This is a genomic window from Ruegeria sp. H3, from assembly GCF_056533095.1.
Window position 1 is genome coordinate 141,264 of the sequence record NZ_JBQFOD010000005.1, and the last position, 25,371, is coordinate 166,634.

At 57.4% G+C, this 25,371-nt stretch carries 25 protein-coding genes; 14 read left to right on the forward strand and 11 right to left on the reverse strand.

The features are described 5' to 3' along the window. Positions 1–8 precede the first annotated feature (8 nt). A complete protein-coding gene (locus tag ACR0JE_RS08355) occupies positions 9–3,059 on the forward strand; it encodes an efflux RND transporter permease subunit (RefSeq protein ID WP_480863857.1) in 3,051 nt (1,016 codons plus the stop codon). Between the two features lie 52 nt (positions 3,060–3,111). Here ACR0JE_RS08355 and carB read toward each other — a convergent pair whose 3' ends face one another. Then, complete coding sequence (gene carB, locus ACR0JE_RS08360) at positions 3,112–6,456, reverse strand: carbamoyl-phosphate synthase large subunit (protein WP_480863858.1); 3,345 nt, start codon at positions 6,454–6,456, stop codon at positions 3,112–3,114. A gap of 177 nt (positions 6,457–6,633) precedes the next feature. On the opposite strand from carB, the gene ACR0JE_RS08365 reads away from it, so the two are divergent. The 4 genes from ACR0JE_RS08365 to aspS all read left to right on the forward strand — a co-directional run bounded on the left by ACR0JE_RS08365 (position 6,634) and on the right by aspS (position 10,883). Continuing rightward, a complete protein-coding gene (locus ACR0JE_RS08365) occupies positions 6,634–7,761 on the forward strand; it encodes an aminodeoxychorismate synthase component I (protein ID WP_480863913.1) in 1,128 nt (375 codons plus the stop codon). After that, a complete protein-coding gene (locus ACR0JE_RS08370) occupies positions 7,716–8,360 on the forward strand; it encodes an aminotransferase class IV family protein (RefSeq protein ID WP_480863859.1) in 645 nt (214 codons plus the stop codon). The genes ACR0JE_RS08365 and ACR0JE_RS08370 overlap by 46 nt, the downstream gene beginning before the upstream one ends. Then, positions 8,357–9,028, forward strand: a complete 672-nt coding sequence (locus ACR0JE_RS08375; protein ID WP_480863860.1) for a CPBP family intramembrane glutamic endopeptidase — start codon at positions 8,357–8,359, stop codon at positions 9,026–9,028. The genes ACR0JE_RS08370 and ACR0JE_RS08375 overlap by 4 nt, the downstream gene beginning before the upstream one ends. A gap of 79 nt (positions 9,029–9,107) precedes the next feature. Then, positions 9,108–10,883 (forward strand): aspartate--tRNA ligase, encoded by a 1,776-nt coding sequence (gene aspS, locus ACR0JE_RS08380; protein ID WP_480863861.1) that lies wholly within the window; start codon positions 9,108–9,110, stop codon positions 10,881–10,883. Between the two features lie 271 nt (positions 10,884–11,154). On the opposite strand, the gene ACR0JE_RS08385 is transcribed toward aspS, so the two are convergent. Next, on the reverse strand, positions 11,155–11,874 hold the full coding sequence (locus ACR0JE_RS08385) for a response regulator (RefSeq protein WP_480544179.1): 720 nt from the start codon (positions 11,872–11,874) through the stop codon (positions 11,155–11,157). Positions 11,875–12,009: 135 nt separating this feature from the next. Here ACR0JE_RS08385 and mce point away from each other — a divergent pair, with 135 nt between their 5' ends. Both mce and ACR0JE_RS08395 read left to right on the forward strand, forming a co-directional pair. After that, positions 12,010–12,414, forward strand: a complete 405-nt coding sequence (gene mce / locus ACR0JE_RS08390; protein WP_480544178.1) for a methylmalonyl-CoA epimerase — start codon at positions 12,010–12,012, stop codon at positions 12,412–12,414. A 22-nt stretch (positions 12,415–12,436) separates the two neighbouring features. Then, positions 12,437–12,709 carry a DUF1467 family protein gene (locus ACR0JE_RS08395; protein ID WP_170536310.1) on the forward strand — a complete coding sequence of 91 codons (273 nt, stop codon included), beginning with the start codon at positions 12,437–12,439 and terminating at the stop codon, positions 12,707–12,709. A 6-nt stretch (positions 12,710–12,715) separates the two neighbouring features. On the opposite strand, the gene ACR0JE_RS08400 is transcribed toward ACR0JE_RS08395, so the two are convergent. The 3 genes from ACR0JE_RS08400 to ACR0JE_RS08410 form a co-directional block, all read right to left on the reverse strand. Beyond that, a complete protein-coding gene (locus ACR0JE_RS08400) occupies positions 12,716–13,414 on the reverse strand; it encodes an EI24 domain-containing protein (protein ID WP_480863862.1) in 699 nt (232 codons plus the stop codon). Further along, the gene (locus ACR0JE_RS08405) at positions 13,411–13,989 is read right to left on the reverse strand and encodes a nitroreductase family protein (RefSeq protein ID WP_480863863.1); all 579 of its coding nucleotides are present in this window, start codon (positions 13,987–13,989) and stop codon (positions 13,411–13,413) included. The genes ACR0JE_RS08400 and ACR0JE_RS08405 overlap by 4 nt, the downstream gene beginning before the upstream one ends. A 191-nt stretch (positions 13,990–14,180) precedes the next feature. Next, positions 14,181–14,429, reverse strand: coding sequence for a hypothetical protein (locus tag ACR0JE_RS08410; RefSeq protein WP_480863864.1), 249 nt, complete (start codon positions 14,427–14,429; stop codon positions 14,181–14,183). Between the two features lie 121 nt (positions 14,430–14,550). Between ACR0JE_RS08410 and ACR0JE_RS08415 the strand changes: the two genes are divergently transcribed. From ACR0JE_RS08415 to ACR0JE_RS08435, 5 genes are all read left to right on the forward strand, one after another. Further along, positions 14,551–15,258, forward strand: a complete 708-nt coding sequence (locus tag ACR0JE_RS08415) for a M48 family metallopeptidase (protein ID WP_480544174.1) — start codon at positions 14,551–14,553, stop codon at positions 15,256–15,258. After that, the gene (locus ACR0JE_RS08420; RefSeq protein WP_480544173.1) at positions 15,255–15,623 is read left to right on the forward strand and encodes a YigZ family protein; all 369 of its coding nucleotides are present in this window, start codon (positions 15,255–15,257) and stop codon (positions 15,621–15,623) included. Before ACR0JE_RS08415 ends, ACR0JE_RS08420 begins: the two co-directional genes overlap by 4 nt. 69 nt (positions 15,624–15,692) lie before the next feature. Next, positions 15,693–15,944: a DUF6455 family protein gene (locus ACR0JE_RS08425; protein WP_480548878.1), complete on the forward strand. Its 252-nt coding sequence runs from the start codon at positions 15,693–15,695 to the stop codon at positions 15,942–15,944. A 34-nt stretch (positions 15,945–15,978) separates the two neighbouring features. Next, positions 15,979–16,227: a DUF6455 family protein gene (locus ACR0JE_RS08430; protein ID WP_480548879.1), complete on the forward strand. Its 249-nt coding sequence runs from the start codon at positions 15,979–15,981 to the stop codon at positions 16,225–16,227. Continuing rightward, positions 16,227–16,484, forward strand: coding sequence for a DUF6455 family protein (locus tag ACR0JE_RS08435; RefSeq protein WP_480863865.1), 258 nt, complete (start codon positions 16,227–16,229; stop codon positions 16,482–16,484). The genes ACR0JE_RS08430 and ACR0JE_RS08435 overlap by 1 nt, the downstream gene beginning before the upstream one ends. Before the next feature lie 3 nt (positions 16,485–16,487). Here ACR0JE_RS08435 and ACR0JE_RS08440 read toward each other — a convergent pair whose 3' ends face one another. Beyond that, positions 16,488–16,730 carry a CDGSH iron-sulfur domain-containing protein gene (locus ACR0JE_RS08440; RefSeq protein ID WP_480544167.1) on the reverse strand — a complete coding sequence of 81 codons (243 nt, stop codon included), beginning with the start codon at positions 16,728–16,730 and terminating at the stop codon, positions 16,488–16,490. Between the two features lie 227 nt (positions 16,731–16,957). Between ACR0JE_RS08440 and ACR0JE_RS08445 the strand changes: the two genes are divergently transcribed. Beyond that, positions 16,958–17,146: a hypothetical protein gene (locus tag ACR0JE_RS08445; protein ID WP_170536329.1), complete on the forward strand. Its 189-nt coding sequence runs from the start codon at positions 16,958–16,960 to the stop codon at positions 17,144–17,146. Between the two features lie 123 nt (positions 17,147–17,269). Here ACR0JE_RS08445 and rimO read toward each other — a convergent pair whose 3' ends face one another. Then, the gene (gene rimO / locus ACR0JE_RS08450; protein WP_480863866.1) at positions 17,270–18,658 is read right to left on the reverse strand and encodes a 30S ribosomal protein S12 methylthiotransferase RimO; all 1,389 of its coding nucleotides are present in this window, start codon (positions 18,656–18,658) and stop codon (positions 17,270–17,272) included. Positions 18,659–18,752: 94 nt separating this feature from the next. Here rimO and ACR0JE_RS08455 point away from each other — a divergent pair, with 94 nt between their 5' ends. Next, entirely contained in the window at positions 18,753–20,705 is a 1,953-nt protein-coding gene (locus ACR0JE_RS08455; RefSeq protein WP_480863867.1) for an AsmA family protein, read from the forward strand. Positions 20,706–20,737: 32 nt separating this feature from the next. Here the strand turns inward: ACR0JE_RS08455 and ACR0JE_RS08460 are convergent, their stop codons facing one another. From ACR0JE_RS08460 to ACR0JE_RS08475, 4 genes are read right to left on the reverse strand one after another with little or no spacing between them, the layout of a single operon-like run. Further along, positions 20,738–22,234 carry a phosphomannomutase/phosphoglucomutase gene (locus tag ACR0JE_RS08460; protein ID WP_480863868.1) on the reverse strand — a complete coding sequence of 499 codons (1,497 nt, stop codon included), beginning with the start codon at positions 22,232–22,234 and terminating at the stop codon, positions 20,738–20,740. 15 nt (positions 22,235–22,249) lie between these two features. Beyond that, complete coding sequence (gene kdsA / locus ACR0JE_RS08465; protein WP_480863869.1) at positions 22,250–23,083, reverse strand: 3-deoxy-8-phosphooctulonate synthase; 834 nt, start codon at positions 23,081–23,083, stop codon at positions 22,250–22,252. Between the two features lie 5 nt (positions 23,084–23,088). Further along, a complete protein-coding gene (locus ACR0JE_RS08470; RefSeq protein ID WP_480863870.1) occupies positions 23,089–24,675 on the reverse strand; it encodes a KpsE/RkpR family capsule polysaccharide export protein in 1,587 nt (528 codons plus the stop codon). Continuing rightward, positions 24,653–25,312, reverse strand: coding sequence for an ABC transporter ATP-binding protein (locus ACR0JE_RS08475; protein WP_353010523.1), 660 nt, complete (start codon positions 25,310–25,312; stop codon positions 24,653–24,655). Before ACR0JE_RS08475 ends, ACR0JE_RS08470 begins: the two co-directional genes overlap by 23 nt. Positions 25,313–25,371: the final 59 nt, after the last annotated feature.

The following is a 25,371-nucleotide window of genomic DNA, read 5'->3' on the forward strand; positions in this document are numbered from 1 at the left end:
GCTGAGATATGAACATCGCGCGCGCCTCGATTGACCGGCCTATCTATACGTGGCTGATCATCCTCATTGCCTTGTTCGGCGGTATCTGGGGATTTCTGTCACTGGGTCGCTTGGAAGATCCGGCCTTTACCATCAAAAACGCCGTCATTGTCACGCAATATCCCGGTGCGACGGCCGAACAGGTGGCGCTGGAAGTGTCCGAGCCCCTTGAATCGGCCATTCAGCAGATGGGTGAGGTGGACACGATCACGTCAGTCAATCAGCCTGGGCGATCCCTGATCGAGGTTGAGATCAAATCCAACTATGATGGCAGCGAATTGCCTGCCGTCTGGACCCGATTGCGTGCCAAGATACGCGATGCGGCGCGTGGGCTGCCCTCGGGGGTTGACCAGCCCTTCGTCAATGATGGCTTTGGGGATGTGTTCGGTCTGTTCTATGCGGTCACAGCCGAGGGGTTTTCGGACGCAGAAAAGCATGAACTGGCGACCTTCCTGAGGCGCGAATTGCTGACCGTCTCTGGCGTTGCGGATGTCGAAGTTCAAGGCTTGCCGCAAGAGGCAATCTTTATCGAGCCCGACCTCGCAATTTCGGTCAATCAAAACGTCCCGATTCAGGCGATTAACGAGGCGATTTCGAACGCTGATTCCGTCAATGCTTCGGGCTCGGTGCGGTCGGCCGATGACCGTACCACGATTCTAACGGCTGAAGGGTCTGACAGCGTTTCCGCTATCGCCGGGCTATCGGTTGGCTCTCAGGGGCAGGTGATCAACCTGTTTGATATGTCCAACGTTTACCGCGCGCGGCAGACCGACCCGGACGTAATCATCCGGTTCGACGGGGTCGAAGCCTTCACGCTCGGCGTTGCGGGTCTGTCGACTGAGAACATCGTCGAAGTTGGCAAACGCGTAGACGCAAAATTTGCTGAACTTGATACAGCGATCCCCTATGGCGTCGACATCCTGCCGATCTATCAGCAGCATGTTGTGGTCGAGCAGGCGTCGAATGACTTTTTGGTGAATCTGGCGATGTCAGTGGCCATTGTGGTTGCCGTGTTGGGTCTGTTCATGGGCTGGCGCGCCGCCATCGTGGTTGGATCAACCCTGTTGCTGACTGTGGTCGGCACGCTGCTTTTCATGTCCATGTTCTCGATTGAGATGGAGCGGATTTCGCTTGGCGCATTGATCATTGCGATGGGAATGCTTGTCGATAACGCCATTGTTGTTGCTGAGGGGATGCAGATTGCCATGCTGCGTGGCAAATCCTCTCGCGACGCGGCGGAAGAGGTCGCTTCAAAAACGCAAATTCCGCTGCTTGGTGCGACGGTAATCGGGATCATGGCCTTTGCGGGTATCGGCCTGAGTTCAGACGCAACCGGAGAGTTCCTTTTCTCACTATTCGCGGTGATTGGGATCTCGCTTCTGCTCAGCTGGGTGTTGGCGATCACCGTGACACCGATGCTGGGGCACTATTTCTTCAAACAGGGCGTAGCGGGGGACGTAGACGCTTATGGCGGGATTTTGTTCCGAATCTACGGATCAATCCTGCGCGGCGCATTGCGGTTGAGGTGGCTGGTTGTTGCCGGGTTGGTTGCAGTCACTGTCGCATGCTACGCCGGTTTCGGGCTTGTGAAGCAGCAGTTTTTCCCGGATTCGAATACACCTTTGTTCTTCGTGCACTACAAACTGCCGCAAGGTACAACCGTCGCCCGTACCGCTGAAGACATGGCCGTGTTCGAAGAGTGGTTGACTGAGCGGGATGATGTCGTCTCGGTCACAACCTTTGTCGGGCAGGGGGCCACGCGGTTTATGCTGACCTATTCGGCTGAGGACCCGAACCCAAGCTATGGTCACATGATCATCCGTACAGAAACGCTGGAGGACATCCCGCTGTTGCAAGCTGATCTGGAAGAGTTTGGCTCTGTCCAGTTCCCCGAAGGTGAGTTCCGGACCAAGCGGCTGGTCTTTGGACCCGGTGGCGGCGATCCGATCCAGGCACGCTTTTCGGGCAGCGACCCGGTGATCCTGCGGCAACTGGCCGACGATGCGGTGCAGCGCATGGCGGTCGCATCGCCGAACGCGTTGAACATCTCTCATGACTGGCGCGAGCAAGAGCTTGCGGTACAACCGATCTATGCGACCGAACGGGCGCAGACGGCTGGTGTGACGCGTGAAGACATCGCGGCGACATTGCAGTTTTCCACTGATGGGATCACCGGAGGCGTGCTACGTGAGCGAGACCGCCTGATCCCGATTATCCTGCGTCGCCCGGCCGATGGCGAATATTCGATCGTCGATCAGGTGGTCTATTCCGATCAATCGCAGCGTTTTGTTCCGATCGAACAGATGGTGGACGGGTTTGAATACCGCTCGCTGAACACGTTGGTCCACCGGCGCGATCGTGTTCTGACCATCACGGTTGGCGCCGATATCCCGCCCGGCTTTACGGCTGCCCAGGTTCATTCCGAGGTTCGAGATGCGATTGAGGCTATTGATCTGCCACCCGGATATAAAATGGAATGGGGCGGCGAGTTTGAGAACTCTCGTGATGCGCAAGAAAGCCTTGGGCGGCAACTACCGCTCAGCTTGTTGATCATGGTGCTGATCTCGGTTCTGTTGTTCAACGCGATCCGTCAACCGATCATTATCTGGCTGTTGGTACCGATGTCCGTGAACGGAGTGGTGATTGGCCTGTTGGGCACCGGGTTGCCCTTCACCTTTACCGCGCTTTTGGGTCTGCTGAGCCTGTCGGGGATGCTGATCAAGAATGGCATTGTACTGGTTGAGGAAATCGATCTGGTCCGCGCGACCGGTAAACCGTTGCAGGACTCGATCATCGAAGCCTCGATCTCGCGTCTGCGCCCGGTCATGCTGGCCGCGATCACCACGATCCTGGGCATGGCCCCGCTGCTGACGGATGCGTTCTTTGTATCGATGGCGGTGACGATTATGGGTGGGTTGGCCTTTGCTACCGTCTTGACGATGGTCGCCGCGCCCGTGTTCTACATGCTGTTTTTCAAACGGGATGAGCGGCTTCAGGCGGCCGAGCAATCCGCTGCTTAAATGAAAAACCCCCGGTCCGCGACCGGGGGTTTTGCTCTACTCTTTAGGGAAGTTACCCCTGCAATGACTGTACCTCAACATCACCTTCGGCCTGCGCCTTGATGGCCAGTGCGGCGGCGTGGCTGGCAGCGGCTGTGGTGAAATAAGGGATCTTGTCGTAGAGGGCGACGGAACGGATGACTTTGCTGTCCTCAACCGCCTGAGCGCCTTCGGTTGTGTTCATCACCAACTGCACCTGACCGTCTTTCAGCATGTCCGCCACGTCCGGGCGGCCCTCATAGACTTTATTGACCAGATCGCAGGCAACGCCTTGTTCCGCCAGCCAGCTTTGCGTGCCGCGGGTGGCGACAAGGGCAAAGCCCTGTGCGGACAAAACCTGCGCGGCTTCGAGCATCGCGGGGGTTTTGTCGGCATCCTTGATCGAAATGAACGCGCGGCCCGATGCCGGCAGAACCATGCCAGCGCCCATCTGAGCCTTGAGGAATGCGCGTGGGAAGTCACGATCCCAACCCATGACCTCACCGGTCGAGCGCATTTCGGGGCCCAGAATGGTGTCGACACCGGGGAACCGGGCGAAGGGCAGAACGGCCTCTTTCACCGAGAACCACGGCATGTCCGGGTCGGCCAGTGTCATCTGATCAGCGATCTTGGTGTCCTGACCTTCCTGATACGGCGGGCGTTGCGGGAAGTTCGAAAGCTTCTCTCCCGCCATCAACCGCGCGGCGATGGATGCGATGGCACTGTCTGTCGCCTTGGCAACGAAAGGCACGGTCCGCGAGGCGCGTGGGTTTACTTCGATCAGGTAGATCTCATCATCTTTGATTGCGAACTGAACGTTCATCAGGCCCACGACGTTCAGCGCCTTGGCCAGTTTGAACGTCTGATCCTTGATCTGCGCGATGATCTCTTTCGATAGCGAATAGGGCGGCAGAGAGCAGGCCGAGTCGCCGGAATGCACACCTGCCTCTTCGATATGCTGCATGATGCCCGCGACGTGAACGTCGGTACCGTCACACAAGGCATCCACATCCAGCTCAACCGCACCTGCCAGGTAACTGTCCAGCAGAACGGGGCTGTCACCCGAAACCACCACGGCCTCGTTGATATAGCGTTTCAGCTGGTCCATATCACGCACGATTTCCATCGCGCGGCCACCCAGAACGTAAGAGGGGCGGATCACCAGTGGGAAGCCAATTTCATCCGCAATGGTCAATGCTTCGGCATCGGTCGAAGCAATGCCGTTCTTCGGCTGTTTCAGACCCAGATCGTTCACCAGAGCCTGGAACCGCTCGCGGTCTTCGGCCAGGTCAATCGCGTCCGGTGTGGTGCCGAGGATCGGAATGCCTTCGGCCTCTAGCGCGTTGGCCAGTTTCAGCGGCGTTTGCCCGCCAAATTGAACGATGACGCCATGCAATGTGCCGTTTTCCTGTTCCTTCGTCAGAATTTCCATGACGTGCTCGAACGTCAGTGGCTCGAAATACAGGCGGTCCGAAGTGTCATAGTCGGTCGAGACCGTCTCGGGGTTGCAGTTGACCATAATGGTCTCATAGCCCGCATCGGTCAGCGCGAAGCAGGCGTGGCAGCAGCAATAGTCGAACTCGATCCCCTGACCGATCCGGTTCGGGCCACCGCCAAGGATAACGACCTTCTTGCGGTCGCTTGGGCGCGCTTCGCATTCGACCTCGCCCATCATCGGTGCTTCGTAGGTCGAATACATATAGGGCGTCTGCGCCTCGAATTCAGCGGCGCAGGTGTCGATGCGTTTGAAGACAGCGGTTACGCCCAGATTGCGACGGGCACGGCGGACGTTGTCCTCGTCCCGGCCAGTTAGTTTGCCCAGACGCGCATCGGTGAAGCCTAGCATCTTCAGCCTGCGAATGCCTTCTTCGGTTATCGGCAAGCCGTTTTTGCGGATCTGTTGCTCGGCCTCGACGATCTCGCGGATACGGGACAGGAACCAGGGGTCGAACTTGGTAACGCCGAAAATTTCGTCATCGCTGAGGCCGTGGCGCATCGCTTGTGCGATGGTCCGCAGACGATCCGGAGTTTGCTGGCTGATCGCCTTGATCACTGCAGCCTTGTCGTCCGCTGCGTCCCAGAAACCCACATTCAAACCGGGGATTTCGACCTCATCAAAACCGGTCAGGCCTGATTCCATAGAGGCCAGCGCCTTTTGCATCGATTCGTGGATGGTGCGCCCAATGGACATGGCCTCACCCACCGATTTCATCGCGGTGGTCAGGTGAGGTTCAGAGCCCGGGAACTTCTCGAAGGCAAATTTTGGTATCTTGGTGACGACATAGTCGATGGTCGGCTCGAATGAGGCGGGCGTGACCTTGGTGATGTCATTGTCCAATTCATCTAGCGTGTAGCCTACGGCCAACTTTGCGGCGATCTTGGCAATCGGGAACCCGGTCGCTTTGGACGCCAGCGCCGAGGACCGTGACACGCGCGGATTCATCTCGATCACGACCATGCGGCCATCAACCGGGTTGATCGCCCATTGCACGTTCGACCCACCGGTTTCGACGCCGATCTCGCGCAGCACGGCAATCGAGTGATTGCGCATGATCTGGTATTCTTTGTCGGTCAACGTGAGCGCCGGGGCCACGGTGATCGAGTCTCCCGTATGCACCCCCATCGGATCGACGTTTTCAATGGAACACACGATGATGGCGTTGTCGGCGGTGTCGCGCACCACCTCCATCTCATACTCTTTCCAGCCCAGCAGGCTTTCGTCGATCAGAATCTGACCCACGGGCGAGGCATCCATCCCCGAGCGGCAAATGTGGATATAATCCTCACGGTTATAGGCCACGCCACCGCCGGTGCCGCCCAGGGTAAAGGCGGGGCGGATGATGGCGGGTAGGCCAACCGTTTCCAAAGTGTCCAGAGCCAGCGCCACACCGGCCTCCAGATCTTTCTTGCCCTCTGCGTTCTTGGGGGCGGTCACGATCTCAGCCTTGGGATTCTCGATTCCCAGCCTGTCCATCGCCTCGCGGAACAGCTTGCGGTCTTCGGCCATCTCGATCGCGTCTCGTTTCGCGCCGATCATCTCGACACCGAATTCTTCAAGCACGCCCATCTCTTCCAATGCGAGCGAGGTGTTCAGGCCGGTTTGTCCGCCCATCGTGGGCAGCAAGGCGTCGGGGCGTTCTTTTTCGATAATCTTGGCGACAACTTCGGGTGTGATCGGTTCGATATAGGTGGCATCGGCTAGACCAGGATCGGTCATGATCGTGGCGGGGTTCGAGTTGACCAGAATGACCCGATAACCTTCCTCGCGCAGCGCCTTACAGGCCTGAGCGCCGGAATAGTCGAACTCGCACGCCTGCCCGATGACAATGGGGCCCGCCCCGATGATCATAATCGACTGGATGTCGGTTCTTCTCGGCATGGCTTTGCCCCTTCACAATGTACGAGTCACCGGCACCGCCCCAGTGCCCAAATTGTTCTGCGTTATAGGGTCCGCGCCGAAAGGTGCAAGAGGTATCGGAAATCGGAGCTAAAATGCCGCTTTATTCTCTTTCCTTTGGCGGCGTATTCTCTATATCGCGCAGCACTGTTGATGAGGATGCACTTGCGTATTCGTTTCGATCAGGGCCCTGCCGGTCCGGGAACCCGGTTTGACCGGCCATCCCACATCATCCGCGCGGACAGAGCGGATCAGGTGCCGCATGCGCTGGCGACCTTGGATGAGGCGCGCGCATCGGGCGGGTGGCTGGCCGGCTATGCCAGTTATGAGCTTGGATACACGCTTGAGCCCCATCTGGCCGCGCGACTACCAGAGGGGCGAAAGCTGCCTTTGCTGTGCTTTGGCGTCTATGACTCGCCAAAGCAAAGCGAATTGCCCAAAGCCTCGGGCGGTATATCAAAGTTTCAGCCGCGTTGGGACGAGGCGCGATACAGCCGGGCGTTCAAATCTGTACATAACGCCATTGGTGCGGGCGATGTTTATCAGGCCAATCTGACATTCCCGATTGATCTGGAAATCGACGGCGCCAGCGCCCCGCTCTATGCGGCGCTAACTTCGGGCCAGCCGGTCGGGCACGGGGCGTTGGTTCAGCAAGACGGATTGCCCGATCTGCTCAGCCGCTCGCCCGAGTTGTTTTTCCGTACAGATGAGGCCGGGCAGATCGAAACGCGTCCGATGAAAGGCACGCAGCCGCGAAGCGAGGATATGGCCGAGGACGCCCGTCGCCGAAACTTCTTGTCCAGCGATGAGAAGAACCGGGCCGAGAACCTGATGATCGTTGATCTGCTGCGCAACGATATCAGCCGGGTTGCCCTGCCGGGGTCGGTTCATGTGCCTGAACTGTTCAAAGTGGAAACCTACGCGACTGTGCACCAGATGGTTTCGTTGGTGCGGGCAAAATTGCAGATTGGTGCCGGGCTGTCGGACATCCTGACGGCTTTGTTCCCCTGTGGGTCCATCACCGGTGCCCCCAAAATCCGCGCGATGGAGATATTGTTTGAGTTGGAGCCTTGGCCGCGCGACATCTATTGCGGCACAATTGGCTGGGCCGCGCCGGATGGCCGGTCCGAGTTCAACGTCGCCATTCGTACGCTTATGGCGGAGGGTGGCAAAGCGACCCTGAATGTCGGCGGCGGTGTGGTCTGGGACAGCACAGCCCCATCGGAATACGAGGAGGCATTATGGAAAGCCCGCTTTGCCCACCAGTTGAGCCTGACTTCCGCCTGATCGAAACGCTGGGCTTTCAGCCCGGGCAAGGGTTCGAGCGGGAGGATCGGCACCTGAACCGTATGAGCCAAACAGCATCGGCTCTGGCCTTGCCTTTCGACCGTGAGGCTGCGCAGGGGATGTTGGCCGAGGTGGAGTGTGATGTCGCCCTTCGGTGCAGGCTGACGATGGATGTCGCTGGTCAGTTCGATCTGACGGCCGCCCCCCTGGCGGACAATCCCCCACTCTGGCGACTTGCCGTCTCTAACATCAAGTTGAGTTCCGACGACATCTGGCTCCGCCATAAAACAACCCGTCGTGTGATCTATGATACTGCGCGCGCGTCGATGCCCAGAGCTGTGGATGAGTTGTTGTTCCTGAACGAGCGGGGCGAGCTGTGCGAGGGGTCAATCACCAATCTGTTCCTTGAAACACGCGACGGTCGTCACTTAACTCCGAAACTATCGAGCGGGTTGTTGCCTGGTATCTTGCGCGAAGAGTTGCTGGAACAGGATTTTGCCGAAGCAGTGCTGACGTTGAACGACTTGAAGGATGCGAAAGCGGCTTACATGGGGAATTCCCTGCGCGGACTTATCCCGGCTGAGTTGGTGAGCCTGTGAATAGGAACGCGGCATTAACAACCCCTTCGGTCGCGCTGACGCGCTTAAGGTTTGAGTTTTGCCTGTTTTTCATCGCAGCCCCTTTGGCCATCGCGGTTTTCCTGCCGCCCAACTGGATGTTTCCGGCGTTATTCGCCTTCACCGGTCTGGGTATCGTTCTGGTGCACGCGACACCGGGGTTTCGCTGGGCCGAACTAAGATACGGCTGGGCGAATTGGTCGCTGCGTGAACTGGCGCTGTTTGCAGGGGTGACCGCTGCGTTTTGTATCGCGCTGATCCATGTCACACGCCCGGACGCTGCTTTTACGCTGCTAAGGTACCGGCCCGAGATGCTGGCCTTCATCTGGGTTGGCTATCCGTTGCTGTCTGCTTTGCCGCAGGAATTGCTGTTTCGCCCGCTATTCTTCCGCCGCTATCACGCCTTGCTACCTGCAGGACGCCGTGCCGACTTGCTGAACGCAGTCATCTTTTCCTTCGCTCATCTGATGTATTGGAGCTGGATTGTAACCATCATGACCTTTATTGGCGGGTTGCTATTCAGCTGGGCCTATCGCAAGCGCGGTTCGTTCTTCTACGCGGTTTTGCTGCACGCGATTGCGGGGAATATCATCTTTGCCGTGGGTCTGGGTGTGTATTTCTATTCAGGCAACGTGCAAAGGCCGTTTTGACGGGGCGACCTGCCTTGACTTTCTGGGCCTGACGGGGTGTATCGGCGCGACGAATTCTGCGCCCGAAGGGATATGATCCATGCACGCCTATCGCAGCCACACCTGCGCCGCTCTGACCGCCGCCAATGTTGGTGAAACCGTCCGCCTGTCCGGTTGGGTGCATCGTGTCCGAGATCATGGCGGCGTGCTGTTCATCGACCTGCGCGACCATTTCGGTGTGACACAAGTTCTGTGCGATGGCGACAGCGCGGCCTTTGCCGAGCTGGAGAAGGTTCGGTCCGAATGGTGTATCCGCATCGATGGCACCGTCAAAGCGCGCGACGCCGATCTGGTGAACCCGAAACTGCCAACTGGTGAGATCGAGGTTTATGTGCGCGAACTGGAAGTTCTGGGCGCAGCCGACGAGCTGCCGCTGATGGTGTTTGGCGATCAGGAATACCCCGAGGAAACCCGCTTGCGCTATCGCTATCTGGACCTGCGCCGCGAGGCGATGCAGCAGAACATGACCCTGCGCTCGGACGTCGTGGCCTCGATGCGCCGCCGGATGTGGGATCAAGGCTTCCGTGAATACCAGACACCGATCATCACCGCCTCTTCGCCCGAAGGCGCGCGCGACTTCCTGGTGCCCTCGCGTCTGCACCCGGGCAAGTTCTACGCGCTGCCGCAAGCGCCTCAGCAGTTCAAACAGCTGATCATGGTGTCGGGTTTCGACAAGTATTTCCAGATCGCACCGTGCTTCCGCGACGAAGACCCGCGCGCGGATCGCTCGCCGACCGATTTTTACCAACTCGACCTTGAGATGTCGTTTGTCGAACAGCAGGACGTGTTCGACACAATCCAGCCCGTTCTGACCGGCGTGTTCGAAGAGTTCGGCGGTGGTCGCAAGGTTGATCAGGACTGGCCTCAGATTTCCTACAAGGATGCGGCCCTGTGGTACGGCAGCGACAAGCCCGACCTGCGGAACCCTATTAAAATGCAAGTGGTCTCCGACCACTTCCGCGGGTCTGGCTTCGCGATTTTCGCAAAGCTGCTGGAGCAGGACGGCACCGAAATCCGCGCCATCCCAGCGCCGACCGGGGGCAGCCGCAAGTTCTGTGATCGTATGAACGCGTTTGCCCAGAAAGAGGGTCTACCGGGGATGGGTTACATCTTCTGGCGTGATCAGGGCGAAGGGATGGAGGCCGCTGGCCCGCTGGCCAAGAACATCGGCCCCGAGCGAACCGAGGCAATCCGTCAACAGTTGGGTCTGGGCGTCGGCGACGCAGCGTTCTTCCTGGGTGGCAAGCCGAAAGCCTTTGAGAAGGTCGCTGGCAAGGCGCGCGATGTCATCGGCGAAGAACTGAACCTAACGGAAAAAGACCGTTTTGCGTTTGCGTGGATCGTGGATTTCCCGATCTATGAACAGGACGAGGAAACTGGCGCGATCGATTTCGAACACAACCCGTTCTCGATGCCGCAGGGCGGCATAGAGGCGTTGCAGGGCAACCCGCTGGACGTGCGCGGCTATCAGTACGATCTGGCCTGTAACGGGTATGAACTGGTTTCAGGCGCAATCCGAAACCATAAACCGGAAATCATGCTGAAAGCCTTTGAACTCGCAGGTTATGGCGCGGATGAAGTGAAATCCCGCTTTGGTGCCCTGTTCAATGCGTTCCACTATGGCGCGCCGCCACACGGTGGCTGTGCTGCGGGCATCGACCGGATCGTGATGCTGCTGGCGGATGAGGCCAATATCCGTGAGGTCATGATGTTCCCGATGAACCAGCGCGCCGAAGACCTGATGATGGATGCACCGTCTGATCCGAGCTCGGATCAGTTGATGGAACTGGGTCTGCGGATCATTCCTCAGGATTAAGGTGCTTTAGTCAGATCGCTTAGACCCGCGAGCAGAGCGTGAAACCCAGATCGACTTGCCCCTGGCAGGTAACCGCGTCACAATTCCCTCCTCCGCGCATTGCGGGCGAGGGTGCGGCGACGCCGATTGAACTGGCGCGAAAACCCGAGGCTAGTCGATCAGCTTTTCAAACCCCTTTCGGTTGACCCGAATGGATCGGGCGGTTTGGCGGGTGTGGCGGTATATCCAGACGAACAGCAGTGATGCGGTGATAAAATATGCGGTTGCCATTTCAGATCGCCTCTCGCTGTTCCAGCCGTGTTTGAACAAGGCCCGCAACCTGCGCAGCCAGTGCCGTGATCGGAGTGCCTTGAGCGCGCGACTGGGCAAGCTTGCGCGCGGCTTCTGCAAGCACAGTATCTTCGGCCTCGCGCGCAACGCCCTGCAGAAACTGGGCGGCATAATCCAAGGTGCGTGGATCGGTGGGTCCGGCCAGAACATCTGCGATATGGGCCATGTCATCCTGATAAGCCAGAGGGTCCGGCTGAATGACCTCATCCCGTACTGAGTGAAGGCCACTGGGGCGTCGATCTTCGGGCAGGCATTCAAGGATGGATTTCTGAAAATAAGACATGGATTTTAAAGGCTTGGGTAGGAAGCCATCCGCCCCGACGCTCTGAGCTACAGTCTGGTTCTCATCATCGCCTGACATGCCCAGAATCACGCTGATCCGTGGGGATGCCGCGCTGAGTTCAGCGATCAAATCGGCGCCCGATCCGTCCGGCAATCCCATATCCACCAGAATGACAGACGGGCGATAGATCTGCAGATGGCGGCGTGCGGATTTCAGACAGTCCGCGCGCCTGATCCTCGCTCCGCTGTGTAGGCACATCAAACGAATGGCATCGCAGGCGTAGCGACTGTCTTCGACGACCAAAATGGTTTGCCCCAGCAGTGGCCGCGTTGCCGTGGGCGCGGCGATGGTGGTGGCGAAGGGGACCGAATCGTCCATGGCAGCTCTCCTATCCAACAGATGGTTCACGCTAGGAACTTCTGGCTAACACAGGGTTAACGGGCGATTTGGCGCACTTGTTCTTTGCCAGGGCTGCCCCCATAACCCATGTAACGCAAGCTTGAGGAGACTAATATGATCGGACGCCTGAACCACGTCGCCATCGCCGTACCCGACCTAGAAGCCGCATCCGAGCAGTATAGTTCTGCGCTGGGCGCTAAGGTGGGTGCCCCGCAGGATGAGCCGGATCATGGTGTCACGGTCGTGTTCATCGAGCTGCCCAACACCAAAATCGAACTTCTGTATCCGCTGGGCGATGATAGTCCGATCAACGGGTTCCTCGAAAAAAACCCCGCAGGTGGCATTCACCATGTGTGCTATGAGGTCGAAGATATAATCGCAGCCCGCGATCACCTGAAAGAAACCGGTGCGCGTGTATTGGGCAGTGGCGAACCGAAAATTGGTGCGCATGGCAAACCCGTTTTGTTCTTGCATCCCAAGGATTTCAACGGCTGCCTGGTCGAGCTGGAGCAGGTATAATGCAAAGCCCGGAGGGCCCGAAATGACCATCACCGCTGCGCTGGTGCTGTTTGCAGTTATCTGGTTTTTGACGCTGCTTGTTGTGCTTCCCATTCGCATAAAAACGCAGGGCGATCTGGGCGATATCGTACCGGGCACCCATGCGGGCGCACCTGAAGTGCACTATATGAAGAAAAAGATGTGGATCACGACCGGTATCACGTTCGTTCTGTGGGCGATCATCGCAGGGATCATACTGTCCGGTTGGATTTCGGTGCGGGATTTCGACTGGCTGAACCAGCTGGAACCCCGCTGATCGGTGTCAGGCTGTGCGGGCCGACACAGCGTGATAGATATGGGTGAACGTCGCAGCCCCGATAATTGGGATCACCAAATTCACCAGCGGGACCGAGAGCGGTATGGCCATCAGCGTACCTGCAAGCCAGATCGTGGAGGCATGCTTCGCGCGCAACTGGCGCGCGCCGTCGCGCCCCAACCGGCGCATTGCTGCCAAGGTAAAGTACTCGCGTCCTAGCAGGAATCCGTTCATTGCCCAGAAGATGAAAGGCGCGAATGGGGGGAACATAGCATAGAGGATCAGAGCCAGAAGGTTTGCCAGAATCAACACACCCATAAAGCTGAGACCGTCCATCACCGCTTCGCTGAACGGGATACGAGGGACGGGCGGCAGGTGGGTATAGTGCTTGTCTTCAACCGCTTGCGCCACCTCCTCCAGAAAGATCGAGGTGATGGCAGAGGCCACGGGCACCATCAGGAACACCGGCAGCACCAATACCAAAAAGATGCCCGAGTAGTTCAGTACATCGTTCAGCCAAGACACCTCGCCGACGAAAGGCAGCGAGATTTCACTGCCGGACAAGGAATTGATGAACCAGATCGCGCCCGCGCAGGCGAGAAAGAGCAAAAGGATCGTCAGCCCGATTCCACGCAGCAAAACAGACCGGAACTTTGGGTCGCCGACCTGACCAAGCGCCGCAAAAAACGCGTTGAGGATGATCATTCAGAAACCCAGTCGGTCAGTGCATCAATGTCAGGGCGAGGGCGTTCAGGCGGGATGGCGCCTTCGGTGGCAATATGGATCAGCCCGGCCAAACGTTCGTTGTCGGCCAACCCGAACGCTGCTTTACAGAATGCGGGGTCATGAGATTGCCAGCCAGACAACCAGTTCGCACCCCAGCCCGCGGCCAATGCGGCGTTCAGCAAGGCAAGGCAAACAGCCCCGGCAGAATAGGTCTGTTCAATCGCTGGGATTTTCTCTGAAGGTTTTTGAACCTCGACAACAGCGACGGCCAGATGTCCAAGGTCAAACTGACTGCGGGCCTTGGCAATGTCTTCCGGCGTTTTCCCAAGCGACTGGCCACATGTCTCGGTCAACTCCGCCAGACGAGCCATCGCGCCTTCTTCAATCACGATAAAGCGCCAGGGCTCTAGCTTACCATGATCCGGGCTGCGCGCAGCGGCGGTCAGCAAAGGCAACAGCTGATCCCGCGTCGGGGCCGGAGCCACGAGCGTCTTTGCAGGTCTAGACCGGCGCGACAACAAAAACTCCAAAGCAGCAGGGTTTTTCAGGGACATATGTTAACTTCCTTTACATCAGCTCTGTCTATCTTGGGCGGTGTAGCTGGCGTTTCAAGGGCGTGCTTATGTATTTGGCGGATCAATTCCACTTCAACCCGTGCCGTGCAAGTGGAATAGCGCACAAAATTCCCGCTGCGCCGCCCAAACGCGGGGCGGTTTTTTAGGGCTGGGCAGTTTGGTTTGAGGGTTTATTCGCGCTGATCCAGTGTTTCTCGGATCTGGTAAACACCTTCGGGCAAATCCAGGGCCGCCGCCAGATCACGCACCTGTTCAGGCGAAAGGGTAATCTTCTGAATTTGCTCGGTCCGGGGGTCCAGTTGTTCCAGAGTCACACATTCTGCGAAACTGTTGATGACGACATCCTCATGCAAAGGCTTGGGGCCTTCATCCACCAGAGTAATGATGGTCGAGTCGAATTCATGCTCAATCGAAAACATGATTTCAGAGTGCAGCCCAGAGCCTCTCAATGCAACCCGCAACTGATCGAAACCGCAGTGGTACTGACCGTCGGGTATGACTATGTTGGGCTGAAAGCCTGATCGGCAAAAGGAACAATCCATGCATCGCTTTGCTCTGCTTATGTCGGCCGTGTTTCTTGCGGCGTGCTCAACAGGTGAGTTGCGTTTGGTTCCTGCTGAGGAGTGGCGCGGGCTGACACCCGACGAGGCTGCCAGTGCTGCGGCCTTTCGGGCTGTGAGCCGAGAAGTTGGTCAGGAGGCGCGTACGCAATGCAAGCGGTCCGCCAGCGCAGAGAATTGTGATTTTGGCATTTTTGTCGATTTGAATCCGTCTGCCCCACCAAATGCATTTCAAACTTTGGATGATCAAAAGCGGCCTGCCATCATCTTTACCCGGTCGATGATCGAATCGACCCGGAACACTGATGAACTGGCCTTCGTGATGGGACATGAAGCGGCGCACCACGTGCTGAACCACATTGCCCGACAAAGTAAGAACGCCAGCATAGGTGCTGCGAAATTTGGTGAGGCGGAACGTATACGGGGTAAGGGGGACGCCGCTGTGGAGCGGGCGCAGAAGCTGGGGGCGAAGGTTGGGGTGCAGGCCTATGTGCAGGACTTTGAGCTTGAAGCAGACCAACTGGGAACGATCATAACCTTCAACGCTGGTTACAACCCGTTGGTTGGCGCAAAATACTTTGATCGCATCCCAGATCCCGGAGACAGCTTTCTGGGAACCCACCCCCCGAATGCCGAGCGGGTTCAGATTGTTCTGGAAACCTCTCGCAAACTAGGGCTGTCGCCGTGACAGAACTGGTGCGGCTGGGTGTGATCCTGACGGATCGCGGATCAAAATACGCGGTCTCAGGTGCGGCGGTGTCGTCACGTACACAGGTCGATGCGGTACTGACTGCGTTGAAACGTGATAAGTCCTACTCCAAAGCCACTCACAATACCTGGGCCGCGACCCTACCGACGGGGTCACTCAAGGCCGATGACGGGGAAAGCGGCGCGGGCATGGTCATCCTGCGGATGATGGAGCGCGAAGAACTGCAGAATCACGTGATCATCGTCACCCGTTGGTACGGCGGGAAAAAGCTGGGCGGTGATCGTTTTCGGCGTGTTCAAGATGCAACGCGCGCCTATTTGGACCATATCGCGGCCTCTGCTTGACCTGAATCAAGGTTTTGCCTTGGCCAGCGGATACCTTTCCCTCGTGGCGCGACAGGGAAAGGACAGGACATGCCCAGCCGAGAGACTTTGCGATTGCACGCCGGATTGGTCGACGACATGGCGCGGATGCTGGATATCGACCTGCAGGAGGCCGCTATCGAAGGCGGCATATCGATTGATCAGATTTCGGATGCTGTTGTCCGGTGTGCCGATTGCCCAAACCCGATACACTGCCAAAACCTGTTGCAGAATGCCGACGCGCTGGATCGTGCGCCGGAATATTGCCGCAACCAGGAGTTGCTGCACAAGCTAAGACCCTAACAACGGTGATCTGATGCCACGGCTCGGAGATATCATGACCCACCTCCGTCTGGTCTTACGGATGGGGCAGGCGACCGGCACCGATCTTGTTGCTGCGCATCGCACAGGTCATCTCAGTCAGGCAGACTGGGCCGAGATGATCCGGTGTTGCCGTGGCTGCATGTGGGCAAAGCAATGCCCTGAATGGCTGAACGAGCGCGAAGTCGCTGCAGCCGTCCCTAACAGATGTCCAAATCGAGCACGGTTCGCGGCGCTGAAACGCGCGCAGATGGAAGACGCCTGATGCCCCGTCAAATGCTGGGCCAGATTGAAAAGCACTTCTGGTTGACACGTTCTGTAGCGCGTTCAATGGGCATTTCTTTCACTGAAGTGATTGCCGAAGGGCGACTTTCCGCCGAAGGATATGCGGCATTGGTGACGCGTTGCAGGGCGGCGGGCTGCAGCAAGGAATGCGCGATCTGGTTGGCTAAGAACCGAGATATCGCAACGTCGGCGCCCGAGTTTTGTGCAAATGCCGATCAGCTTGCTGCCTTGCGCTAACGGTCAAATCTTCGAATGTGATCCATCGCACAAAGGGGCTTTCTGGCTGTGCTTGCAGCAGCAGAAAAACACCTTTTTGTTGGATTCAGCCGTGTATTTCAGGGGTTCAAAGTCCGTACCCTTATGCGATCCATCACAAAATGGCTGCTTCGCTGATCGGCCGCATGCGCACCAGAAATAGGTCTTGCCCTCGGCAACATCGATGGGAACGGGTTCCTTTTTGGCAATGATTGGTGCGTCTGACATGTGGCTCCTCCGATCTTGGCTGATGTCACCTAGAAGAGTAAGGCAATGCCCTGGAAAGGGTAGGGCAAATACAAATCGTGTTCAGATAGACGGTTACACAGGCATAGGTTCGCTGCCGATCACCGGTTCGTGATCGATTCTGTTGCCAGAGTGTTTTTCTGACTTTATCCTGAAAATGGCCCCGAAAAACTGGGCAATATCAGAAAAGTAATAGAGGAAAGACGGACATGAAACTGAAACTCGCTGCTGTTGGCGCCTTCGCACTGATCCTGACTGCCTGCGCGCAGCAGGAAGAACCTACGCCTGTCTACGTTCAGCCAAGCTATGACAAAGCTGGCACACCAAGCTGCCCGGGCGGGTATGACCTGGCGACGACCGAAGCAGGTGAGACCGTCTGTAACCCGGTTACACAATAAGCTTTCTGCAGGCGGTCCAGTTTGGGCCGCCTGTCCCCCAAGCGAATGAGGCCGCCTGCTAGGCGGTTTTTTGTTTTGTGCTTAATTTGGACATACGAGCGACCCAGTCACGAATGACGCTGCTCAGTTGATCTTGCCCCACAGGTCATATTCACCGGCTTCGTCAACCGTTACCTGTAGAATGTCGCCCGGTTTAAGGTCTTCAAACCTTTCGTCAATGAACAGGTTCCCATCAATTTCCGGTGCATCGGCTTTGGTGCGGCAGGTGGCGGCCTCGGCATCCACTTCGTCTACGATCACCTGGATCGTTTGCCCGACCTTGGCCTGTAGCTTCGCCTCGGAAATCGCCTGTGCTTTCTCCATAAAGCGCTCCCACCGGTCTTGTTTGACCTCGTCGGGAACATGATCCGGCAAGTCGTTCGAGCGTGCGCCAGCGACGTTTTCGTATTGAAAACAGCCAACGCGATCTAGCTGCGCCTCATCCATCCAGTCTAGCAACGTTTGAAACTCGGCCTCTGACTCGCCCGGGTAGCCAACGATAAAGGTCGAACGCAGCGTGATGTCAGGGCATATGGCGCGCCACGCCCGGATCTCATCCAGAGTTTTTGCGGCTGCCGCAGGGCGCGCCATGCGTTTCAGAACATCCGGGTGCGCGTGTTGGAACGGGATATCCAGATAAGGCAATACGTTGGACCCGGCATCCGCCATCAACGGGATCAGCTCGCGAACATGTGGGTAGGGGTAGACATAGTGCAGACGCACCCAGGCATCGAGATGTCCCAACTCACGCGCCAGATCGGTGATATGGCTGCGGACCTCGCGATCTTTCCACGGGTTTGCATCGTATTTTCGATCTAACCCATAGGCCGAAGTATCCTGCGAGATCACTAGCAACTCGCGCACGCCGTTATCGACTAGTTTTTCCGCCTCGCGCAACACCGCATGGGCCGGACGGCTGGCCAGCTTCCCACGCATGTCGGGGATGATGCAGAACTTGCATTTGTGGTTACAGCCTTCCGAAATCTTCAAATAGCTGTAGTGGCGCGGGGTTAGTTGCACGCTGCTGGCAGGTAGCAGGTCGACGAACGGGTCCGGGTCCGGCGGAACCGCCGAATGTACCGCATCCAGAACCTGTTCGTATTGATGGGGTCCGGTGACTGCCATGATGCGCGGGTGATGTTCGCGGATATAATCCGGTTCCGCCCCAAGGCAGCCGGTGACGATCACCTTGCCGTTTTCAACCAGTGCTTCGCCAATCGCATCCAGCGACTCGGCCTTGGCACTGTCCAGAAACCCACAGGTGTTCACGATGACGGCATCGGCCCCGGCATAATCGGGCGAAATGCCATATCCTTCGGCCCTCAGACGGGTCAGGATGCGCTCGCTGTCGACCAGTGCTTTGGGGCAACCCAACGACACCATGCCAATGGTTGGCTGGTTTGAACGGGGCGTCTCGGGCATCCGGGCGGCGGGCGCCAGGTCGGGGCGTAGATTTGGCGGGTTTGTGGTCATGGCGCGGCATATAGTGGGGAAAGCTTCCCCTTGCAAATGTCGCGATCCATTTGGATGATGAAATCAAACAGGCCAGCAGGTGGAGAGCAGACACATGAAATGGCTAATACGCATCGTGTTCATTCTTGTCGCTGTTGTTGGGCTGGTCTTTGGTGCCTTGCTGCTGATGCCTGGCGACAAGCTTGCGGCAATCCTGTCTGAGCAGGTGAAGGCCCAAACAGGCCGTGATCTGACCCTGACAGGTGACGTAAACCTGTCGTTCTGGCCGGTTCTGGGGATGGAAACCGGTCCTGTGACATTCGGCAACGCCGACTGGGCCGGTCCCGAACCGATGCTAAGCGCGCAAAGCCTTGCTGTGGGTGTTGATGCCGCCGCTTTGCTGGCAGGTGATTTGAAGATCAAACGTGTCTTTGCAGATAATCCTGTGCTGCGCCTCGAACTGTCAGAGGGGCGGGGAAACTGGGTGTTGGGCGCGCCTGCTTCTGCATCGTCCGGAGGTGGTAGCGCCTCTAGCGCAGCGCCAACTGAATCGAGTGCAGCGGTGACGCTGGAACGGTTAGAGCTTACGGATGCGCGCCTCATCTACATTGAAAACGGCGAAACCCAGATGGATTTCTCGGGTGTGACGCTGTCGGCCAGCTGGCCTGATGTGTCGGCCCCTATGGTCATGCAGGCCAAAATGGGTGTGCCGGGCGGTGCGGTGCAGGTGGACCTGAAGATCCCCGATCTACCTGCGTTTTCCGCTGGTGAGGTGACGCCCCTAGAACTGTCATTGAAAGCGCCTGGTGGCGAGATAGGGTTCGACGGTCGGGTCAACCTGTCCGGAGAGATGGACGGCAAAACACTAATCACCACCCAAAGCACTGAAAAGATGTTAGCCGCTTTTGGGCAGGGAGGTGTCGGCGTTCCCTATGGCTTGGGCCAGACGGCGGATATCTCGACCCAGATGACCTACACAAAAGACGGCAAGGTGTCACTGCGCGATATGGTGGCCAAGCTTGATAACAACCGTTTTGCGGGCGAAGCCGATATCACGATTGCCACGACGCCGAACATCGTCGCCCGGTTGGACGCGGGGGCGTTGGATCTGACCAAAGCAACTGGCAAGGTTGAAGGATCGAGCGGCGATTCCGCGCCATCAGCCAGTGAGGGCTGGTCCAAAGACCCGATTGATGCATCGGCCTTGTCTCTGGCGAATGGCCAAATTCGCCTGACCGCGAAGTCTATTGCGGTTCCGGGGATGGAGTTTGGCGCGTCGGACCTTACACTCAGTTTGGATCGCGCACGCGCGGTGTTGGAAATGCACCCTGCGACGTTGTTTTCCGGTCAGCTGAACGGGCAGGTAGTCGCGAACAATCGAAACGGCTTGTCCGTGGGCGGCAACCTGAAAGCCAGCGGCCTCAATCTGCAACAGGCGTTGACGACACTGGCGGGGGTAGAGCGCCTGTCCGGTACCGCATCAGGGGCGGTCGAGTTTCTGGGGGTAGGGCAAACCGAAGATCAGATCATGCGCTCACTTAGTGGTAAGGGCAACGTAGATGTTGAGAGCGGTGTGATCTCAGGCTTTGATCTGGATCGGCTTATGGGCCGCGGCACGGGATCAGGCGGCACAACGGTGTTTAACAGCCTGACCGCCAGCTATGTGATCGACAAAGGTGTGCTGACCAACAATGACCTGTTGATGTCGCTTAAGAACTTCCGCGCCGATGGCAAAGGCAGCGTCAATCTGGGTGCGCGCAGTATTGACTATCTGTTCACGCCAACCGCGCTTCGGGCCAATTCTGGCGATGGTATTTCGGTACCGGTGCGTATTGAGGGGCCGTGGAGCAACCCCTCGATCAAACCCGATCTGACGAAAGTCATCGAGGCTGCGGCTGAAGGGAAGGTCAAGGAACTGGAAGACAGCGCCAAACAGAAGGTGTTCGACAAGGTCGGGCAAGAGCTGGACACAACTGTGACTGATAGCGATCAGATCGAAGACGCGCTGAAGAACAAGCTGGAGGAAGAGGCCAAGAAAGGCCTGTTGAAACTATTTGGCGGTGATTGAAGGCTAACGGCTGGGGCTTTGGCTCAGCACCGTCAAATGGTCTGATCGTAGTCGCCGACACCGGGCTCTGATCGGATGACAGCATCGATATCCGCAAAAATGGCGCGCATTTCGGCGTCGCTATCGCTGCTTTCGCAGACAACCACAAGGTTGGGAGTGTTTGAAGACGCACGCACCAACCCCCAACTGCCATTGTCCAGAATAACGCGGGCACCGTTGACGGTCACCACTTCTTTGATCGCGCGGCCCGCAAGGCTTTCGCCCGATTCTGCTTTGGCGACCAGCTTGTCGACCAGCCGGTTCAGAATATCGTATTTTTCTGTATCCGCCGCGTAGGGCGACATGGTTGGTGTGGACCATGTCTTAGGCAAGGCCTTGCGCAGGTCCGACATGCTTTGGTCCGGATTACGATCCATCAGCTTGCAAATCTCAACGGCGACGCGCATGCCGCAGTCGTAACCACGCCCGACCGGTTCGGCCAGAAAGTAGTGCCCGGATTTCTCGAACCCTGCTAAAGCGCCAATCTCTTTGACGCGCCGTTTCATGTGGCTGTGCCCGGTTTTCCAATAGTCGGCTTTGATGCCCAGGGCCTGTAGCTTTGGGTCGCTGGCGAATAGGCCAGTGGATTTCACATCCGCAACAAATGTCGCCCCTGGATGTAGTTTGGCAAGATCGCGGGCCATGATGACACCGACCTTGTCGGCGAATATCTCTTCGCCTTCATCATCGACAACACCGCAACGATCGCCGTCCCCGTCAAAGCCAAGCGCCAGATCGGCACCGCTTGATTTAACGGTATCGGCCATGTCGTGCAGCATCTCCATGGCTTCTGGATTGGGGTTGTAGTTGGGGAACGTGTAGTCCAGCCGGGTGTGGCTGGGCACGACCTCAACCCCGATCCGTTCAAGGACTTCGGGCGCGAACGCTGAGGCTGTGCCGTTGCCGGTGGCGCAAACCACTTTCAGCGGGCGGGTCATTTTGAAGTCACCGACCAGATCATCGATATAGGCCTCTTTCACGCCCTCGACGAACTCATACGATCCACCTGATTGGGGCTGCCCTTCGCCGCTCAGAACGATGTCGCGCAGCTCGGCCATCTCGTCAGGGCCATGAGTCAGCGGGCGCTCGAACCCCATTTTCACGCCGGTCCAGCCGTTTGGATTGTGGCTGGCCGTGACCATGGCAACGGCCGGAACATTCAGATGGAACTGCGCGAAATAGGCCATTGGGCTAAGCGCGGGGCCAATATCCTTGACCTGAATGCCCGCTTGCATCAGCCCCAGGATCAGCGCGTTTTTGATCGACAGGGAATAGTCGCGGTAATCGTTTCCAACCGCTATGACAGGCTCGATCCCGCGCCGCTGAATTTGTGTGCCCAAACTCAGGCCAAGCGCCGTCATCCCGGGCAGGTTGATCTCTTCGGGGTATTTCCAGCGCGCGTCGTATTCCCGAAACCCTGTGGGCTTGATCATCGCGTCGCGCAGAAAACTCCAGGTGTTTGGCGACACCTCGGGGATAGGTTTGGTCACAACAGCACTCAATCGTTAAATCTGGATGGGGTTCGCTTTGGCCAGCGCATCAAAACGCATCAATGTGTCGATGAGTTTTGGCATTTGGTCTAGCGGGATCATGTTTGGACCATCCGAAGGTGCGCCATCTGGTTCTTGGTGCGTTTCAATAAAAACAGCACCAATACCGAGAGACACAGCGGCTCGTGCCATAACGGGAGCAAACTCACGCTGGCCACCAGATGAACCGCCTTGACCGCCCGGCTGCTGTACCGAGTGGGTAGCGTCCATCACAACCGGATAGCCTGTCTTGGCCATCTCGGGCAGTCCACGCATGTCAGCCACCAAGGTGTTGTAGCCAAAAGACGTACCGCGTTCTGTCAAAAGAATGTTCTGGTTCCCGGTGCTTTCAATCTTGTCGACGATATTGCCCATCTCCCATGGGGCCAGAAATTGCCCCTTCTTAACATTAACCACAGCACCGGTGTTTCCGGCAGCCAACAGCATATCCGTTTGGCGGCATAGGAAGGCCGGGATCTGCAAGACATCCACCGCCTCTGCGGCGATGGCGCATTGGGCTTCGGTGTGGACGTCTGTCAGCACCGGCACACCGATGGTTTTGCGGATGCCGTCCAGAACCTTCAGCCCGGCATCAATACCCATGCCGCGTTTGCCCGACAGCGAGGTCCGGTTGGCCTTGTCATACGAGGCCTTGAACACATACTGCGCGCCCGCGGCCTCGCAAGCTTCTTTCATCTTGCCCGCAATCATCTGGGCATGATCGGCTGTTTCAAGCTGGCACGGACCGGCAATAATGGTCAGCGGAAGATCGTTGCCGACCGTCAGGTCGGAGATTTTGACATGTTTCATGTGTTTTACGAGGATACCTGTTCACGAAGGACCGACGCGGTAAGCGAGATCATCAGGTAGATACCAGCAAACAACAGGAAAGCCAAAATCGTATTTTCGAACTTGCGCGGATAGCTGGGATCTTGGCTTGGCACAGGATTGACCGAGACGGTCAGATACCGCACCTGCCGGTTGGCCTCGGTTCGTGTGGTTTCCATGTACTGCATCGCGGTTTGCAGCAACATATCCCGTGCGACCAAATCAGCCTGTGCCATTTGAATCCGAACGCTCAGGCGGGCCAGCGAGTTTTCGCCTGCCGAGACATCCAGCATCTCGGCATTCAGCTCGTCCAGCACGTTTTCCAGTCGGGTAATATCTGCGTTCACCCCGTCGACCTTGGCCTGGTTGGGGCGCAGATTGTCCAGCAAGGCAGCCAGTTCAAGGCGTTTGTCCTGCAGCAAAATCTCGATCTCGTTAATCCGACCACGCAGACCTGCAAGAACGTTTTCGGGGTCAAGAACCGCGCCTTGAAGCTGTAGTTCGATCAGGGCTTCCTGGGCTTGTCTGCGCGCCTCTTGCGCTGCTTCGAAACTTTCAAGCGCATCCCGCATTTGGTCATCGCGCTTTTCACCAGACAGCGTGTTCACGCGGCTTTCTGCGTAGGAAATCAGGCGCTCAGAAAACTCGGTCGAGGTTTGCGGGTCCGGGGCGATAATTTCCATCCGGATGATTCCGTCGGTAGGATCGTATCCGATCGTTACAATGCGCTTATAAAGCTTATAAGCCTCTTCCAGTGTTGCGTCTGGGGCCAAACGTTGGACTGGATCAATCCAATCCTGCTTGAACACCTCAGCGAACCCCGCGTCCCGGTCCAGCAGCAGCAGTGCTTCTTTTGATTCCAGAAAATCCTGCACCGAAACCGAATCCTGAGCCGTGGCAAACTGTGTGCCCGATAGTAAGCCGCCTACAGAACCACCCGCAGCATCCGCTTGCAGGATCGAGAAGGAGGAGTTGCTGGCATACATTGGCGTCGCGATGCGATAGAAATAGAACCCCACTACAAAGGTCGGCAGAAGAACAAACGCGGCCAATCTGGCGAACAAGGTAAAGAGTTTGACGCGCCGCCTGCGCGCGATCTCTTTCTGAATTTGCCCGATTTCCAGATTGCGCCGTTCGGCCGGGCTCATTTCAGGGCCCGGAACGCCATACTGTTTTTCCTGCGTAGTTTGGGGCAGTTGGACCCGGACTTTGTCTTTTGGCTTGCCGGGCTGTGCGTCTGCATCTGGCTCTTTTGCAGCGGCAAGTTCGAGCAGATTTGTCCGCTCGAACGGATCAATGCCCTTTTTGCGCAGCAGTCGTACAGCGTCATAATCCGAGGACGCGGCAAGCCCGTGTTTTTGGGCAAGGCGTCTTGCGATGCGCAATTGGCGGCCGGTCAGACCTTCGCGCTTTATGTCGTCCAGTTCTGTTCCGGGCTGGGTTTCATTGGCGGCGGCGGGGCTTTGCGTGGCGTTTCGGATGCGCGCAATAGCATCCGCGCGCGCCTCGGCCGAGGCATCGACCTGCCGCTTGCGGCCCAGATTGTACTTTCTAACCTTGGGTTTCGTAGTCATATAGCTGTTTTGCCTCTTCCAAGGTTTCAAACATGTAAAGCTGCCCGTCCAACAGAACCGCCGCCTGCTGGGCAAACTTCTCTAGTGTTTCGGGGCTGTGCGATACAATCACCAAGGTCGTCGTGCGCAGACGCTCCTGCAAGATGTCCCCGGCTTTTTTGTTGAACTCAACATCCGTGGAAGAGGGCATCCCCTCATCAATCAGATACATGTCGAAATCCAGCGCCAGCAGCAATGAAAAGGTGAATCGCGCCCGCATCCCCGAGGAATAGGTCGCAAGTGGCTGGTTGAAATATTCACCCAAACCGCAAAGCCAACTACAATAGGCCTCAACATAATCGGGATCCATGCCGTATATTTTGGCGATGTAGCGCGCGTTTTCCAGCGCCGACATTTTGCTGGACACACCGCCAGTAAATCCCATTGGAAACGACACTTTGCAATCACGGCGAATGACCCCTTCATCCGGCTTTTCCAGCCCCGCCATCATATTGATAAGAGTGGTTTTTCCGGTTCCATTGGGGGCGAGAACGCCAAGCGATTTGCCCAGCTCAACCCGGAATGAGACCTGATCCAGGATCACCTTTCGGCTGGTCCCGGTCCAGAAGGATTTGCTGACATTCTCGAACTCAAGCATCTGCTCTCTGCTGCTCAATCCAGTATTGTGTCGCTCTTATCACATGGCGATGAGGTGCA